Consider the following 15,140-nt stretch of genomic DNA (forward strand, 5'->3'; position numbering starts at 1 on the left):
GGCAGGCTGAGCAAGCCTGCCGGTTTCGGCCGTTAGGGCGCGTACTCGACCTCAACGTCGTAATCATCATCATCGAAGTCATCGTCGTCGGCTTCTTCAGCAGGTCGCTTGCGGCGACGCCCCAGACGCTCTTCGATACGAGCGACCGACTCATCTTCCATGCGGCGGCGCATTTCCTGCTCGCGGGCCAGCGCCTCTTCGTCTTCGTTCTCAAGGCGACGCTGCTCGGTCAGCCAGCGGTACGCGGACTGAACCAGCTTGTCCGTGCCTTCATTGCTAATCGCCGAGATACGGAACACCGGGCCTTCCCAGCCAAGCGCGTCAATGATCGCTTGGGCGCGCTCTTCGCGCTCCTCTTCCGGCAGCAGATCAAACTTGTTCAACACCAGCCAGCGCGGGCGCTCGGAAAGCGCCGGAGAGAACTGACCAAGCTCATGCACAATCGCTTGAGCGGCTTCCACCGGGTCAGACTCATCAAAGGGCGCTATATCGACCACATGAAACAGCAGCCGCGTGCGGGTCAGGTGCTTAAGAAAGCGCTGCCCCAGGCCCGCACCATCAGAGGCACCTTCGATCAACCCCGGCACGTCCGCCATCACAAAGTGCTCGTGCATCCCTAGCTTCACCACCCCCAGGTTAGGCACCAGCGTGGTAAACGGGTAGTTGGCGACTTTAGGTTTGGCCGCCGATACCGAGCGAATCAGGGTGGATTTGCCAGCATTGGGCATGCCCAACAGGCCAACATCCGCCATCACCTTCATTTCCAGACGCAAATTGCGTCGGTCGCCTTCGGTACCTGGCGTGGTGCGCCGCGGTGCACGGTTAGTGGACGACTTGAAGTGGATGTTACCCAAACCACGCCGACCACCTTCCGCGACCAGTACCACCTGGCCAATTTCGGTAATATCCGCGATGACTTCCAGCGTATCAACGTCCACAACGGTGGTGCCTACCGGCACCTTAACGTGCAGGTCTTCACCGGCTTTACCGCTCATCTGGCGGCCCATGCCGCCCTGGCCGTTCTCAGCCTTGTAAAAACGCTGAAACTTGAAGTCGACCAGCGTATTGAGCGCATCGTCACCAATCAGGTAAACGCTGCCGCCGTGCCCACCGTCACCACCATCGGGGCCACCCTTGGGCACATATTTTTCGCGGCGAAAGCTCAGACAGCCATTGCCGCCATTTCCCGCCTCAACAATAATCGAGGCTTCATCGACGAACTGCATAGTTTCTCCCGGCCGCTTCCGCCGCCCTATATGCAACGCTCCTGCCTCCATTCATTGGGCAAGAGGGTTTAAACAGACAAAAAAGCCCCGCCATAGCGGGGCTTTTCTTCATTAACTACGTTCTACGCAACCAGAGTTGCTTATTCAGAAACGATGCTAACGAATTTGCGGTTTTTCGGGCCTTTGGTCTCAAACTTCACAAAGCCTTCGTTCAGTGCGAACAAAGTGTGATCACGACCTAGACCAACGCCAGTACCCGCGTGGAAACGCGTGCCGCGCTGACGAACGATGATGCTACCAGCGTTCGCTGCTTGGCCACCGAAAAGCTTAACACCGAGGCGTTTGGATTCGGAATCGCGACCGTTACGCGTGGAGCCGGCTGCCTTTTTATGTGCCATTGCAAAATTCTCCTTTCAGGGAATGAACCGCTTACGCGGAAATTCCGGTAATTTTGACTTCAGTGAACCACTGACGGTGGCCCTGACGCTTCATGCTGTGCTTACGGCGACGGAATTTAATGATCGTCACCTTGTCACCGCGGCCGTGGGAAACGATTTCAGCGGAAACCTTGGCGCCACTCAACAGCGGAGCACCAATGTTTACGTCGTCGCCGTCTGCAACCAGCAGCACTTCATCAAACTCAATCGTTTCGCCGGTAGCGACTTCGATTTTCTCGAGTTTAAGGGTCTGACCTTCTTGAACGCGGTACTGCTTGCCACCGCTTTTGATAATTGCGTACATGTCGCTCTCCGGACTTGTCGGTAATGCCGTTATGCGTTGCATAACCAGCGCTCATCGCCTGACGCTCTTATTGACCTGCTGCGAGTGGCGCCCCTTTTGGAGCCATCTGACAGGGAGCATGATGAGTGGGTCGCGGATTATAACGACAATCGCCTTCTACCACAAGACTGTAGGCCGTTGTCAATTGATGATTATTGTCGCACGTCGAATGGATACCCTGCACGCGCCTTGACGCTTTCCCGGTAGCCCCATAGCATGACCTCAATTCAGGGGCGTACCCCTCCACCTGCCGCGATGAACGGAACCCATGACCGCCAACGTCTCCCCAACCCCGACTGCCAGCCCTACGCCCTCACCGCTGCACGCCGTGGTGGCAGATGACTTTGAAGCCGTCAACCGGACGATTGTTGAGCAGCTCACCTCGAAAGTCCCGCTCGTCGAGACCATTAGCCAATACATTATTGAAAGCGGCGGCAAGCGTTTGCGGCCCATGCTGGTACTGCTGGCAGCCCGTTCACTGGACTACCAGGGCGACAAGCACATTACGCTGGCCACGCTGATCGAATTCATGCACACATCCACACTTCTGCACGACGATGTGGTGGATGAGTCTCACATGCGGCGGGGCAAAAAAACCGCCAACGATGCCTGGGGTAACGCGCCATCGGTGTTAGTCGGCGACTTCCTCTATTCGCGCTCATTTCAGCTCATGGTCGATGTTGGGTCGATGCAGATCATGGAGATTCTCTCCAGCGCCACCTGCACCATCGCCGAAGGCGAAGTGCTACAGCTGACCAATATTGGCAACCCCAGCGTCTCTGAAGCGGACTACTTTGAAACCATTCAAGGTAAAACCGCCATGCTGTTTGAAGCTGCCAGCCACAGCGGTGCCGTACTTGCTGATGCCACACCAGAGCAAGCCCAGGCGCTACAGTTATATGGCCGTTACCTGGGCCTTGCCTTCCAGTTGATTGATGACCTGTTGGATTACCAGGGCGATGCCGACGCCATGGGTAAAAATGTCGGCGATGACCTGGCCGAAGGCAAGCCCACCCTGCCGCTGATTCACGCCATGGAGCAGGGCACGCCTGAGCAGGCCAAGCTGATTCGCCAAGTGATCCGCAAAGGCGGCCTTGAGCAGTTGGATGACGTACTCGCCATTGTTCACGCCACGGGCGCACTTGAGTACACCCGTAAGCGCGCCGATGAAATGGCCGATAAAGCGCTGGCGCAATTAGAGGTACTCTCGCCCAGCCCGTATCGCGACAGCATGGCGCAACTCGCCCGCTTGGCCGTTGACAGGCAAGCATAAATTCGCACAACAGCGGCGCTGAGGCTTGATAAAAAGCGTCTACTTGTGTAAGATACGCCCCGTTGTCGAGCACCGCTCACAACCTTCGGAATATAGCTCAGCTTGGTAGAGCGCTGCCTTCGGGAGGCAGAGGTCGTAGGTTCGAATCCTGCTATTCCGACCAAGAACATATAAAAAACGGCCACTTAGCTAATATAGCAAGTGGCCGTTTTTTTAATCTACACTTCCCTTCCGCTAGCCTATTCTTCGAGCAGGTCAGGCGCGACGCTGATAACCTCGTTTCTATAGTCATTCAGCGCTTTTTCAATAATTTCGATCCAAGCGCCATCCGTTGCGAGATGCCGGTGCTCAAGGGCATGAACAGAAATGCGCTCCTGTTCCTCATTAGATCGTAGTTCCAGAACAGTTGCGATGCGGGTGTTCAGCGTGCCAGACCATCCCGGATTGAGCCATGCCCAAAACTCATCGATGTAAACATCTATAATAGGGGTATTTGCGGCGACGCCAGTTGAATGAGCGAGAACATTATAGCCAGTTTCACGCAGGGCGAGAGTCAAATTGCTGCGCACGACTTCATCAACGGTCTGTCCATTTTCTAAAAGAACATCCCCCATCGCCATACCGTAGGTGTTTCTTTTCCGACCAACCGCTCTTGCCTTGGTCTCATCGGACGCTTTACTTGCTCCTCCTTTCCCAAGCGAAGGAGTACTGGGCTCTCTTGGCGCCTCTTCGAAAACTCGACGATCGATAACCTCGCCTATTACTACTTCTTGTCCAGCACTTATGTGTTGATCCGAATTTCCTTCTGGCACTGTCAACGCTATTTCGCTGCGGCTGGTGGCGCACCCAGACAGCAATACTAGACTAAAGACTGCCACTACCCCTGAATACATGTTAAGTCTCAAGGCCTTATCCCCTTTGGTTAATTTGGCAACATGCTTTTCATCTAATAAAGTTATTTACTAGGAGTTCAAGCTTCCTCCCTGGAGAGGACTATGTCAACTTAGACAAAGTCAGCATTATTGCCTCAAGCCTTGAACGATCTGCCTATTGAGATCACCTCACCGTTTCGCATCATTTGAGCCACATTCCTTTTCCACACCCTATAATTAAGTTAAAGTAGCCGCCTTTTTTGAGCAGGCTGCTAAGTGGTGTCCTTTTCTCTATTTATCGAAGACTGGCGGGGCTGGCTTCCTGAAGAGGCAATGGCAACCGTTAAGCCAAATCGTCTTATTTCGGCCCAGCTGAGTAGCGAACTGCCTGCTATGCTGCGGCGACGGCTTGATGATACGGGCCGCGCCACTTGCGATATTCTGCGAGAACTCGACCCACAGGCTAACGCCCCCTTGGTGCATGCCTCACGACATGGCGATACGACGCATACGCTCGCGATGCTGGAAAGTCTGCAGCGGGGCGACCCGATCTCCCCTACCCGCTTCTCAATGTCAGTGCATAACGCTATTCTGGGCGTTCACTCTATTGCGCAATCGCATCACCGTCCCTTGCAGGCGTTAGGCGCTTGTGGTGATGAGTTTGATGCGCTTCTTCACGAGTCGTATGGGTATTTGCAAGCGGGCTACCCCGCCGTAGTTGCCGCATTTTCAGAAAGCTGTCTTCCTGCGGCCTATCAGGGCGAAACACAGCATCCAGGCACAGCCTGTGTTATTGGCATGCGCTTAACTCTGCAACGAGGTCGCGCCATCACGGCATCTACATCAGCCCACAGCGCTTCTCCGACACCGGTCAATGTGCTGCAGTGGCTTAGTGGGGAGACCGCTTTCCTAAACGGTCGACAGCGCTGGCATCTGGAGCAGGAATGAGTATCAACCAACTGTATCGCGGCTTGGGTACGGCTATTTCCTTCACAGTCTTCGGGATCGGTGGCCTTTTCATTGGCTTGGTGATTGCGCCACTGTTGAACCTCTGCGTGCGTAATACTGAGCGGCGCCGCTACCTGGCGCGCCGCCTTATCCGCGTCTGCTTTCTCGGATTCATCAATTTGATGAAAGGCCTTGGCGTGCTTGATTACCGCGTTGACAACCCTGAGCGCCTCAAACGCCCTGGATTGCTTGTGATTGCCAATCACCCCTCGCTCATCGACGTTATTTTTTTAATCGCTTACACGTCTCATGCCAACTGCATCGTAAAGGGGCGGCTGACCCGCAATTTTATTACCCGCGGCCCTATTCGTGCTGCGGGCTATATCACCAACGATGACCCCGAGTCAGTGCTGGAGGCTGCCCGTCAGAGCCTGCAACGGGGTGACTCACTGATTCTATTTCCTGAAGGCACCCGCACTAGCCCGAAACGCCCGATCAAATTTCGTCGCGGGGGAGCAAATATCGCCCTGCGCACCGGTACAGCGCTCACCCCTGTCCTGATACGCTGCACGCCGACCACACTGACAAAACACGAACCCTGGTACCACATCCCCGCTACCAGGGTTTTAATGGAGCTTAGCGTGCTTGACGACCTGCACGTTGATTCCGCTAGCCAACAACCAACCGGCCAGCTCGCTAGACAACTAACTCAATGGCTGAGCGACCACTTCAACAGAGAACTGGAACACTTCCATCATGATAGAAACCTGCAATCAGGCGCTGGAACTTGAACTCAAGCGTCTCATCATTGACGCGCTAGAGCTTGAAGATATTACGCCTGCCGATATTGACCCAAGCGCTCCCCTGTTTGTCGAAGGGCTAGGGCTTGACTCTATCGATGCGCTTGAACTCGGGCTGGCACTGCAAAAGCAGTACGGTATCAAGCTTGATTCCGAAGCCGATGAGACGCGTCGCCATTTCGAAAGCCTAGCGGCGCTGCAAGCACTCGTGGAGGCCCGCCGTGTCAATTGAAACCGCTGATCACCAGCGCGCAGAAATACTCGCCCATATTCGCAAGACACTGGTTGATCTGTTTGACCTCAATGCCAGCGAAATAGAGCCCGACGCCCGCCTCTATGAGGACCTGGATATCGATAGCATCGACGCGGTGGACCTTGTCGTCGAGCTAAAGCAATTCACTGGGCGACGCATCAAGCCTGAGGATTTCAAATCAGTGCGCACGATCAGCGATGTTGTCACTGCCGTCGAACACTTGATGCAGCAGTAATCATGTCCAAATACGCAAGCATGGCGTGCGCGTTGATGTGGCCACTACTGGTACTGCTTTTGCACGATGATATCGGCAGCTGGCCATTACTGGTCATCGGTGCGGCACTACTCGCCTGGAGAATGCCTCAAGCGCGCTATCTGGCAGCCGCTGCGGCGGTCCTGTTGGTCGCCTTGGGCGGGCTGGGGCACGCGGAACTCGGCATGCGCGCATACCCCGTGGCCGTAAACGCGGTCATGCTGGCTATTTTTCTCTCCAGCCTGTGGCGAGGAGTGCCGGTCATCGAACGTTTGGCGCGCCTGCGCGAGCCTGAGCTGCCCGCCGCCGGCATACGCTATACCCGAAATGTCACTTGGGCATGGTGTGGCTTTTTCATACTCAACGGTACCATCGCAAGCTGGACAGCACTGTACGCAAGCTTGGCAGCATGGACACTGTACAACGGTGCCATCAGCTATGGCCTAATCGCCGTCATGTTTACCGGTGAATGGTTAGTACGCCATCAGCTGCGGAGCCGCCTGACATGACCTTTATCTCGCTTACCCAGTTACCCTGGCGTAGATCCACTCCCCGTCATGAGTCACTGCCCAGCCACTGGGTGTGTGGCGCTTCGCTTACGGCACATATTGATGCATGGCACCACTGGCTGACGGACAAACCCGCCGGCCGCTGGCTGCTGTGCCAGCAGCAACCGCTAGCGTTCTGCGCCGCACTGATCGCCTTATGGGAAAGCGGCCGGGTCGCCGTGCTACCCGCCGATGATCGCCCCGAAACGCTCTCCCGGCTGGCAAGCGAAGTCGATGGCACCCTGCCCGATATGCCTGAGCCGCGGCTCCCGCAGGGCGCTGAAACACGCCCACGCGTTGCGCCTCTTGACCCGAGCGCTACCGCCGTTGTGCTATCCACCTCAGGCTCCACCGGCAACCCCGTTCAGCTAGCCAAGCGTTTTGATCAATTGGAAGCAGAGTTATCAGCTCACGCCAGGCTTTGGCCACTGGCAGACAGCGGGGTTATTTCCCAGGTCAGCCACCAGCATATTTATGGGCTGCTCACCGGCATACTGCACCCCTTATGTGCGGGCGCGCCGTTCTGCGGTGGTGAAAGCCGCTATCCCGAAACGCTAGTGACCCGCTTGCAGGAGGCCAGTGACGCTGGCCTGTACTCGGTGGTGGTCAGCTCCCCCGCGCAGCTGTCGCGCTTGCCTGAACACCTACCCTGGCACACCGCTACGCCGCCGGTCCGCGTGTTCTCATCGGGTGCGCCCTTGGCGCTGGCACACGCGCAGCTTGCTGAACGCCTGTTACAGGCGCCGGTCATCGAGATTTATGGCAGTACCGAAACGGGCGGCATTGCCCAGCGTCGCCAAACACGCCGTTCCAGCTGGCAGCCGCTGCCCGGCGTGGAGTTATCGTTTCAAAACGGTAGCCTGAGCCTGCGGTCGCCGTTTCTGGAGATGCCTCAGCAGTGGTGGCATCAGCCTGACCAGGCGGCGCCGGCAGATGACGGCTTCACGCTGCTGGGCCGAGCGGATCGTCTGGTCAAGATTGGCGGCAAGCGTGTCTCGCTCGACCATGTCGAGCGCATTCTTACGGCAGTGGAAGCGGTCAGAGAGGTACGCTGTGTCGACCTTGACCGCGCCGACAGCCGCCTGGGGGCGGTGGTCGTGCTGGATAAACCATCGATTCCGCACCAGCGTGATGCTCGGCAGAATTTGATCCAGCGTATGCGCGAAAACCTTTCCGACCACCTGGAGCCTATTGCCGTGCCCCGTTATTGGCGCTTTGTCGAAACGCTGCCGAGCAATGCCCAGGGAAAGCTGGACCGCACGCTAATCAACCGCCTGTTTGCCGACCTGGACGACCCGAAAGTGCCGCGCTGGCTGGGAGAGCACCCTCTTGATGCCAATAGTCGCCTGCTCACCCTGGAAGTTCCGGAGCGGCTGGTGTTTCTGGAAGGCCACTTTGATCAATACCCGCTGGTTCCGGGCGTGGTGATGGTGCAGTGGGCCATCCATTATGCCCACGATATCTTTGGCCACAGAGGCCTGTTTCTGGGTATCGAGCGCTTGAAGTTTACGCGCGCGCTGATGCCCGGCACTCGTTTCACCCTACAGCTGACCCGCCGCGAGGATGGTATCGCGTTTAGCATTGACTCCCAGGAAGGGCGCCACTGCACCGGGCAGGTTCGCCTGCAAACGCCCAAGGGAGGCCAGCATGGCTGAGCCAAGGCCCTGTATCCTTATCCCTGTGTATAACCACCCAGCGACAATCACCCCGCTATGCGAGGAACTGTCAGCGCTGGAGATACCGCTGCTACTGGTCGATGACGGTAGTGACCAACAGTGTGCCGCCGTTTTGGATCGCCTGGCTGAACAGGGCCATCACCTGCTGCGCCTTGAGACTAACCAGGGTAAGGGGGCGGCGGTGCGTGCCGGACTACGCTACGCCGAGCAGTTGGGGTTCAGCCATGCACTTCAGGTCGATGCCGACGGCCAGCACGGGGTCGATGATCTGCCCGCGTTTCTCGCCACGCTAACGGTAGCCCAGCACACGCTGGTAGTAGGTTATCCTCGATATGACGCTAGCGTGCCCCGAGTGCGCTTCTATGGCCGCTACGCCACCCATATCTGGGTGTGGATAAATACCTTATCGCTGGATATTCGCGACTCGATGTGTGGTGTCAGGCTCTACCCGGTGGCACCGCTCAACCGAATGCTGGCCCGCCACCCCTGCGGTAATCGCATGACCTTCGATACCGAAGTGCTGGTGCGCTGGCACTGGGAACAAGGCGCCATGCTGCACCGCCCGGTACGCGTGCACTATCCCCGCGACGGCATCAGCCATTTTGCCGTATGGCGTGATAACCGGCAGATATCGCTGATGCATACGCGCCTGTTTTTCGGCATGTTGTGGCGCCTGCCACGCTTGCTCGCCCGGCGCTTTCAGCCACACCGCGAGGCGAGCCCATGAACCACCACTGGGCGCGGATCGGCGAACGCGGCACGCTGCTGGGGATGACCCTGATGGTGGCTATACAGCGGCGCCTGGGCCGCTGGCCTTTTCGGCTGGCACTATGGCCAGTCATGCTCTGGTATTTTCTCGTCCACACCACGGCGCGACGTGCTTCCCAGGCTTTTCTGCAACGCCTTTACCCCATGCTCAAGCAGCAGCCTGTCGCCCGTTGGTGGCACAGCTATCGCCACTTTCTGGCCTTTGGCGAAACGCTGATGGACAAGGTCGAAGCGTGGAGCGGCCATATTGCCGACGAGCGCCTGGTGGGTAGCGGAGTTGAGCACTTCACTAACGCGATCGCTGGCGGTCAGGGCGGATTGATCCTTGTCGCCCACCACGGCAACCTTGACGTAGTGAATGCGCTGACCGAACGCCATACCAATCTCGACCTGACGGTGATGATGCACACCCGCAATGCACGCAAGTTCAATGCTCTGCTTGAACGCGTCACGGGCAAGCCGCGCCCACAAATTCTCGAAGTCAGCGAAGTCACCCCAGCCACTGCCCAGACGCTGGCCGAGCGTATTAACGCCGGTGGCTATGTGGTCATCGCCGCCGACCGCCTTCCCCTGTCAGGAGAGCGAACCCAGTCGTTTGATTTTCTCGGCGACCAGGCAAGCTTCCCGGAAGGCCCTTTCCGCTTGGCCACCTTGCTGCGTTGCCCCCTCTATACGCTGGCCTGCGTGCGCGATGATGACCACTTCAGAATCGACTTTGAGCTTCTTGGCGACACCCGGGACCTGCCTCGTCGTCAGCGTGAAACGTGGATTACCGATACCATGCAGGCGCATGCCGACCACTTGGCCGAACGCGTTCGGCGGCACCCGCTGCAATGGTTCAATTTTTATCCCTTCTGGATAAATGATACTGGATACCTTCATGACGATACTGCGTGACCCGACGGCGGGGCCTCTTACTAGCGCGCCGCTCATTCTGGATGGATCGATGGTCAGCCTTGAAGACGTGCTGGCCGTTGCCGAAGGTCGCCGTCGCGTCACTCTGTCGACGGCACCCGATTTTCGTAAACGTATTGCCAAAGGCAATGCCTTTCTTGAGCGCCTGCTTAAGGAAGAGGGCGTCGTCTACGGCGTTACCACCGGTTATGGCGACTCCTGCACCCGCGAAGTCTCCGCCTCCGACCTGGAGCAACTACCCCGCCAGCTGTACACCTTTCATGGCTGCGGGCTGGGCGAAGCGCTAACGGTTGAGGCCGCGCGGGCGGTGATCATGGTACGCCTTGTCTCGCTTTGTCGTGGCGTATCCGGCGTCAGCGTCGAGCTGCTTGAGCGCTTGGCATGGTTGCTTGAACATAACGTGATACCGGTGATTCCTGAAGAAGGCTCTGTCGGGGCCAGCGGGGATCTCACGCCGCTATCTTACCTGGCCGCCGTCTTGTGCGGTGAGCGGGACGTATTTCATAACGGCCAGCGGCGGCCTACGGCGGAGGTGTTTACCGAGCATGGGCTTACCCCTTATCGCCTGAAGCCCAAGGAAGGCCTGGCGCTGATGAACGGCACCGCGGTGATGACAGCGCTGAGCGTGTTCGCCTTCGCCCGCACCACTTATCTGGCGCGCCTGACCACCCGCATCACGGCGCTCTCCGTGCATGCGTTGAACGGCAACCCCTACCACTTTGATGCCGAGCTTTTCGCCGCCAAACCGCATCCGGGGCAGAACAAAGTCGCCGAACGCCTGCGCGAGGATCTCCACGCGCCCGACACGCCGCGCAACTCATCGCGCCTTCAGGATCGCTACTCGACGCGCTGCGCCCCGCACGTGATCGGCGTAGTGGAAGATGCCCTGCCCTGGTGGCGCCAGTTTCTCGAAAACGAACTCAACAGTGCCAACGACAATCCATTGATCGACGCCGAACAAGGCAAGGTCATGCACGGCGGCCACTTTTACGGCGGCCATGTCGCCTTCGCCATGGATAGCCTCAAGCAGGCCTGCGCCAACCTCGCGGATCTGCTCGACCGCCAACTGGCGCTGCTGGTGGATGCTCGTTTTAATCATGGTTTGCCCAGCAACTTAAGCGGTGCCGCCCCCGAGCGAGCCAGCCTTAACCATGGCTACAAGGCCGTGCAGATCGGTGCGTCCGCATGGACCGCCGAGGCGCTGAAGCTGACCATGCCCGCCAGCGTTTTCTCGCGCTCCACCGAATGCCACAATCAGGACAAGGTCAGCATGGGCACGATTGCCGCCCGCGATGCGCTGCGTGTGCTTACCCTGGTAGAACAGGTCGCGGCCGCCACGCTGCACGCGGCCTGTCAGGGTGTTGAGCTACGCAGCCAGATAGGCGATGCGCCACCGCTGCCCGGCCGCCTGGCTGAATTTCTGACCGACTGCCGCCAGATCTTTCCGGCACTTGGCGAAGACCGCGCCCTGGAACACGAACTCCGCACTCTGTGTGACGTGATTCGCCAACGCCACTGGAGCCTATATGACGCTTGATGATGGCAAACTGCCCCGTTACGAAACCGAACTGACGATACCGTTTCACGATATCGACATGATGCAGGTGGCCTGGCACGGCCACTATGTGCGCTACCTGGAAATTGCCCGCTGCACGCTGCTCGATGCGCTCGATTACAACTACCCCCAAATGCAGGCCTCAGGATTTGCCTGGCCGGTGATCGATTTACGCCTGCGCTACGCGGCACCGGTGCTATTCGCCCAGCGAATCGCAATCGAAGCGCGCCTGAGCGAGTGGGAGAACCGCCTCAAGATCGACTACACCATTCGCGATGCACACACCCGCAAACGCCTGACGCGCGCCTGGAGCGTACAGGTGGCCGTCGGAATTGAAGACCGCGAAATGCGCCTGGAATCGCCCCCCGTTTTGCGGGAACGTCTGCTCGCCTGGCAGGAGGCCAATCAATGATGCGCGCTATTCACCAAGCGGCTTTTTTTGTCTTTACCCTTCTAGCCATCAGCGCCAGCGCTGCCGCTTGGGCGGCTCCCGACGCTGACGAGCTTGCCGCACGCCTGGCCGACAATGCACCGCAGTGCGGGCGATTCGAGCAGACACGCTGGCTAGCCGATCTCGACAGTCAGCTGGAAAGCCGTGGAACCTTTGAACATCAAGACGCAGGGCTTGTCTGGCAAACGACCTCCCCCATTAATGACCGCGTGGTGATGAGCGCGGACAACGACGAGCTACCGATGGGTTTTCAGGCGGTCGCACCGGTGCTTGGTGGCCTGCTTTCAGGTGACTGGCAGGCGTTGGAGAGATACTTCACCATCGAACTCAGCGGCACCCAGGAAGAGTGGCAGGCCAAGCTGACGCCCAGTGAAGCGAACATCGCCCAACGGCTTGACCAGTTACTGGTTCACGGCAACCAGCAGGTAGAGCGTGTCGAGATCATGTTCACCAATGATGACCGCCTTGAGCTTACCTTGAGCGGTGCGGCTTGCGAGCGTCTTGAAGACGATCAGCATACATCGTGAGTGAAGCAACGCGTCCCGGCCGCCTGGAGCGTCTGGCAGCTATCGGCTGGGCGGGGCTGCTGCTGGGCTGCGCCTTGCTCTTGGCGAGCCTGCTGAGCAGGGGCGCAGCACTGGATACGCGCATTACCACGCTGTTGCCGGACACCCGGCAGGGAGCGCTGCTCGAACACGCCGAACAGCGCCTAACGCAGGCCTTCGAGGACCGCTTCGTGCTGCTGTTGCAGGGCGAATCGCCGACTCAGCTGGTTGCGGATCTCAAGACCCGTCTTAAACAATCGGCTAGCGTCACAGCCTTCGACGATGACCTTCTGCACACCCCCGACAGCGACTTATCAGCGTACCGTTATCGGCTGCTATCGCCCTCGTTGGCCGCTGCCGATAACGACGCTTGGGTGCAACGAGGCCTGCGCCAGCTGTTCACGCCGGGAAGTGGCGCTGACCCACGCCAGGACCCCTTTGGCCTGCTGGATGCCTGGCAGGACCAACGCCTGGCGGGCCCCATTCGCCTGATCGACGGCCTGCCTGCCGTCAGGGATGAGAGCGGTAACTGGTTCATCATCAGCGGTCAACTCACGGCCAGCCCCTATGATATGGCCATGCAGCAACGCCTTGTCACAGCGCTGGCGGAGTTTAGCGATGCTCATCCAGAAGCCGAGCTGTTGCGAAGCGGGCTGGTGTTTCACGCCGCCGCCGGTGCCGAGCAGGCCAAGCGCGAAACCTTGACCATCGGCATTGGCTCGCTGCTGGGTATCACCTTGCTACTCTGGATCACCTTTCGGCGCGGTTCGATACTGGCCAGCCTGTTGCTACCGGTGGCGTGTGGCATTCTGTTTGCACTGCCCTTGACCTGGCTACTTTTTGGTACGCTCAACCTGCTGACGCTGGCTTTTGGCGCTAGCTTGATCGGCATTGCGATAGATTACGCCCTGCATTTTCAATGCGCTCGCCAGCTGGCGCCCGAACAGCCGCTCGCCAGGCTTTGGCCGGGGCTATTACTCGGCCTGATATCCAGCCTGGTCGCCTATCTTGTCCAGCTTGCCACGCCGCTGCCGGGGCTGCGCCAGATGGCCACGTTCGTGGCACTGGGGCTAATTGGCGCCTGGCTAACGGTGCGGCTTTGGCTGCCGTGGTTCACCCCGCGCCCTCATGCCGCCACTACGCGTATTGCCACTCAGTTGAACCGTCTACGTTTACCGCCTCACGCGCCCAGGTATTGGGGGCTACTCGCCCTGCTTGGGGTTCTCGCAGTCGTCATGATCGCCACGCGGCTGTCCGCTGACGATGATCTTCGCCAGCTCAATCCGTCACCGGCCGAGCTGATTAGCGAGCAGCAACGCGTGCAGATACTGCTGGATAGCCCGACCGCCAGCCGCTACCTGCTTGTCACCTCCGAGCAGGAAGGCGAACTATTGGAGCGCCTTGAAGCTCTGGACGCAGCGCTTGCCGATTTAGAGACGCAAGGGCACTTGACCCACTACCGCCACTTGGCCCAAGCAGTGCCCTCTCCAGCGACGCAAGACGCCAACCTTGAGCGCGTACGTCAGGCCTACCGTAACGCCCTGCCCGAGCTGATCGCCCAGGCAGGCCTTCCTTCGACCTTGCTGGAAACCGCGCAGCGCTCGCTTGAAAGCGTGCCGCTGCTGACGATCACGGCGTGGCTCAACACCCCGGCGGGGCAAGCCGATGCCATGCTCTGGCTAGGCGCAACCGCCAATGCCGAGCGTACAGACATGGCGGCGCTAATAACGCTAGGCGATGCCGACAGTACTGCTCAGCAAGCATTTACTCACCTTGCTGCACCGGAATACGTGCTCTACCAGGACCGCGTGGCAACGTTATCCAGCCACCTGTCGCAGCTCCGCGACCAGATCGCCCTGTGCCTGGCCATCGCCGTGGCGGGGCTTGCGGTGATATTTGGCGTTCGCTATCGCAGGCGGGCCTGGCGCGTATTATTGCCCCCGCTGGGCGCACTGCTGTCAACCATCGCGCTGTTGAGCGCCTTTAATATCGGATTGACGCTTTTCCACCTCCTGGGATTGCTGCTGGTACTGGGTATCGGTCTCGACGCGGGTATCTTCAGCACCGAACACCCCAACAGCCCAGCTGCCTGGCTGGCCATTAGCCTGTCGTGTGCCTCAAGCCTATTGGCCTTTGGCCTACTGGCGTTCAGTGCCACCCCGGCGCTTCACTACCTGGGGCTCACTTGCCTTATTGGCCTTGCATCAGCTTGGGCACTTGTGCCGTTTGCCAGGGCGGGCACCAGGCCTTTATCTTCTCGACAGGACACTCCCTGAT

The 15,140-nt window shown here is 58.7% G+C and carries 17 protein-coding genes and 1 tRNA gene; 14 read left to right on the forward strand and 4 right to left on the reverse strand.

Annotated elements, in window-relative coordinates; translation table 11 throughout:
• Nucleotides 1-32: 32 nt before the first annotated feature.
• From cgtA to rplU, 3 genes are all read right to left on the reverse strand, one after another.
• Entirely contained in the window at nt 33-1,226 is a 1,194-nt protein-coding gene (gene cgtA / locus INT20_RS05365) for an Obg family GTPase CgtA (RefSeq protein ID WP_193056541.1), read from the reverse strand.
• A gap of 140 nt (nt 1,227-1,366) precedes the next feature.
• Nucleotides 1,367-1,624 carry a 50S ribosomal protein L27 gene (rpmA, locus tag INT20_RS05370; RefSeq protein WP_018917617.1) on the reverse strand — a complete coding sequence of 86 codons (258 nt, stop codon included), beginning with the start codon at nt 1,622-1,624 and terminating at the stop codon, nt 1,367-1,369.
• Nucleotides 1,625-1,655: 31 nt separating this feature from the next.
• Entirely contained in the window at nt 1,656-1,967 is a 312-nt protein-coding gene (rplU, locus tag INT20_RS05375; protein WP_087108812.1) for a 50S ribosomal protein L21, read from the reverse strand.
• A 307-nt stretch (nt 1,968-2,274) separates the two neighbouring features.
• Between rplU and ispB the strand changes: the two genes are divergently transcribed.
• Both ispB and INT20_RS05385 read left to right on the forward strand, forming a co-directional pair.
• Nucleotides 2,275-3,279: an octaprenyl diphosphate synthase gene (gene ispB, locus INT20_RS05380; protein WP_193056542.1), complete on the forward strand. Its 1,005-nt coding sequence runs from the start codon at nt 2,275-2,277 to the stop codon at nt 3,277-3,279.
• Between the two features lie 86 nt (nt 3,280-3,365).
• A tRNA-Pro gene (locus tag INT20_RS05385) sits at nt 3,366-3,442 on the forward strand.
• Between the two features lie 76 nt (nt 3,443-3,518).
• On the opposite strand, the gene INT20_RS05390 is transcribed toward INT20_RS05385, so the two are convergent.
• Nucleotides 3,519-4,172: a YajG family lipoprotein gene (locus INT20_RS05390; protein WP_193056543.1), complete on the reverse strand. Its 654-nt coding sequence runs from the start codon at nt 4,170-4,172 to the stop codon at nt 3,519-3,521.
• Between the two features lie 258 nt (nt 4,173-4,430).
• On the opposite strand from INT20_RS05390, the gene INT20_RS05395 reads away from it, so the two are divergent.
• From INT20_RS05395 to INT20_RS05450, 12 genes are read left to right on the forward strand one after another with little or no spacing between them, the layout of a single operon-like run.
• Nucleotides 4,431-5,099 (forward strand): beta-ketoacyl synthase chain length factor, encoded by a 669-nt coding sequence (locus INT20_RS05395; RefSeq protein WP_319022682.1) that lies wholly within the window; start codon nt 4,431-4,433, stop codon nt 5,097-5,099.
• A complete protein-coding gene (locus INT20_RS05400) occupies nt 5,096-5,890 on the forward strand; it encodes a lysophospholipid acyltransferase family protein (RefSeq protein ID WP_193056544.1) in 795 nt (264 codons plus the stop codon). The genes INT20_RS05395 and INT20_RS05400 overlap by 4 nt, the downstream gene beginning before the upstream one ends.
• Nucleotides 5,856-6,131 (forward strand): phosphopantetheine-binding protein, encoded by a 276-nt coding sequence (locus tag INT20_RS05405; protein WP_193056545.1) that lies wholly within the window; start codon nt 5,856-5,858, stop codon nt 6,129-6,131. Before INT20_RS05400 ends, INT20_RS05405 begins: the two co-directional genes overlap by 35 nt.
• Complete coding sequence (locus INT20_RS05410; RefSeq protein WP_193056546.1) at nt 6,121-6,387, forward strand: acyl carrier protein; 267 nt, start codon at nt 6,121-6,123, stop codon at nt 6,385-6,387. The genes INT20_RS05405 and INT20_RS05410 overlap by 11 nt, the downstream gene beginning before the upstream one ends.
• Before the next feature lie 2 nt (nt 6,388-6,389).
• Nucleotides 6,390-6,914 (forward strand): COG4648 family protein, encoded by a 525-nt coding sequence (locus INT20_RS05415; RefSeq protein WP_226912058.1) that lies wholly within the window; start codon nt 6,390-6,392, stop codon nt 6,912-6,914.
• The gene (locus INT20_RS05420; RefSeq protein WP_193056547.1) at nt 6,911-8,608 is read left to right on the forward strand and encodes an AMP-binding protein; all 1,698 of its coding nucleotides are present in this window, start codon (nt 6,911-6,913) and stop codon (nt 8,606-8,608) included. Before INT20_RS05415 ends, INT20_RS05420 begins: the two co-directional genes overlap by 4 nt.
• Nucleotides 8,601-9,356, forward strand: coding sequence for a glycosyltransferase family 2 protein (locus INT20_RS05425; protein ID WP_193056548.1), 756 nt, complete (start codon nt 8,601-8,603; stop codon nt 9,354-9,356). Before INT20_RS05420 ends, INT20_RS05425 begins: the two co-directional genes overlap by 8 nt.
• Nucleotides 9,353-10,294, forward strand: coding sequence for an LpxL/LpxP family acyltransferase (locus INT20_RS05430; protein WP_193056549.1), 942 nt, complete (start codon nt 9,353-9,355; stop codon nt 10,292-10,294). The genes INT20_RS05425 and INT20_RS05430 overlap by 4 nt, the downstream gene beginning before the upstream one ends.
• The gene (locus INT20_RS05435; RefSeq protein ID WP_226912059.1) at nt 10,278-11,849 is read left to right on the forward strand and encodes an HAL/PAL/TAL family ammonia-lyase; all 1,572 of its coding nucleotides are present in this window, start codon (nt 10,278-10,280) and stop codon (nt 11,847-11,849) included. The genes INT20_RS05430 and INT20_RS05435 overlap by 17 nt, the downstream gene beginning before the upstream one ends.
• Nucleotides 11,839-12,279, forward strand: coding sequence for an acyl-CoA thioesterase (locus tag INT20_RS05440; RefSeq protein ID WP_193056550.1), 441 nt, complete (start codon nt 11,839-11,841; stop codon nt 12,277-12,279). Before INT20_RS05435 ends, INT20_RS05440 begins: the two co-directional genes overlap by 11 nt.
• On the forward strand, nt 12,276-12,845 hold the full coding sequence (locus INT20_RS05445) for a LolA family protein (protein ID WP_193056551.1): 570 nt from the start codon (nt 12,276-12,278) through the stop codon (nt 12,843-12,845). The genes INT20_RS05440 and INT20_RS05445 overlap by 4 nt, the downstream gene beginning before the upstream one ends.
• Nucleotides 12,842-15,139, forward strand: coding sequence for an MMPL family transporter (locus tag INT20_RS05450; RefSeq protein WP_193056552.1), 2,298 nt, complete (start codon nt 12,842-12,844; stop codon nt 15,137-15,139). The genes INT20_RS05445 and INT20_RS05450 overlap by 4 nt, the downstream gene beginning before the upstream one ends.
• Nucleotide 15,140 lies beyond the last annotated feature (1 nt).

The sequence above is a fragment of the Halomonas citrativorans genome, assembly GCF_014898005.1.
Classification (GTDB): Bacteria; Pseudomonadota; Gammaproteobacteria; order Pseudomonadales; family Halomonadaceae; genus Vreelandella; species Vreelandella citrativorans.

What these genes read in the sequence shown, in the direction of transcription:
- ispB (WP_193056542.1), top strand. Translation starts at nt 2,275, where the DNA reads ATGACCGCCAACGTCTCCCCAACCCCGACTGCCAGCCCTACGCCCTCA.
- INT20_RS05415 (WP_226912058.1), top strand. Translation starts at nt 6,390, where the DNA reads ATGTCCAAATACGCAAGCATGGCGTGCGCGTTGATGTGGCCACTACTG.
- INT20_RS05405 (WP_193056545.1), top strand. Translation starts at nt 5,856, where the DNA reads ATGATAGAAACCTGCAATCAGGCGCTGGAACTTGAACTCAAGCGTCTC.
- rpmA (WP_018917617.1), bottom strand. Translation starts at nt 1,624, where the DNA reads ATGGCACATAAAAAGGCAGCCGGCTCCACGCGTAACGGTCGCGATTCC.
- INT20_RS05445 (WP_193056551.1), top strand. Translation starts at nt 12,276, where the DNA reads ATGATGCGCGCTATTCACCAAGCGGCTTTTTTTGTCTTTACCCTTCTA.
- INT20_RS05440 (WP_193056550.1), top strand. Translation starts at nt 11,839, where the DNA reads ATGACGCTTGATGATGGCAAACTGCCCCGTTACGAAACCGAACTGACG.
- INT20_RS05430 (WP_193056549.1), top strand. Translation starts at nt 9,353, where the DNA reads ATGAACCACCACTGGGCGCGGATCGGCGAACGCGGCACGCTGCTGGGG.
- rplU (WP_087108812.1), bottom strand. Translation starts at nt 1,967, where the DNA reads ATGTACGCAATTATCAAAAGCGGTGGCAAGCAGTACCGCGTTCAAGAA.
- INT20_RS05400 (WP_193056544.1), top strand. Translation starts at nt 5,096, where the DNA reads ATGAGTATCAACCAACTGTATCGCGGCTTGGGTACGGCTATTTCCTTC.
- INT20_RS05420 (WP_193056547.1), top strand. Translation starts at nt 6,911, where the DNA reads ATGACCTTTATCTCGCTTACCCAGTTACCCTGGCGTAGATCCACTCCC.
- cgtA (WP_193056541.1), bottom strand. Translation starts at nt 1,226, where the DNA reads ATGCAGTTCGTCGATGAAGCCTCGATTATTGTTGAGGCGGGAAATGGC.
- INT20_RS05425 (WP_193056548.1), top strand. Translation starts at nt 8,601, where the DNA reads ATGGCTGAGCCAAGGCCCTGTATCCTTATCCCTGTGTATAACCACCCA.
- INT20_RS05435 (WP_226912059.1), top strand. Translation starts at nt 10,278, where the DNA reads ATGACGATACTGCGTGACCCGACGGCGGGGCCTCTTACTAGCGCGCCG.
- INT20_RS05390 (WP_193056543.1), bottom strand. Translation starts at nt 4,172, where the DNA reads ATGTATTCAGGGGTAGTGGCAGTCTTTAGTCTAGTATTGCTGTCTGGG.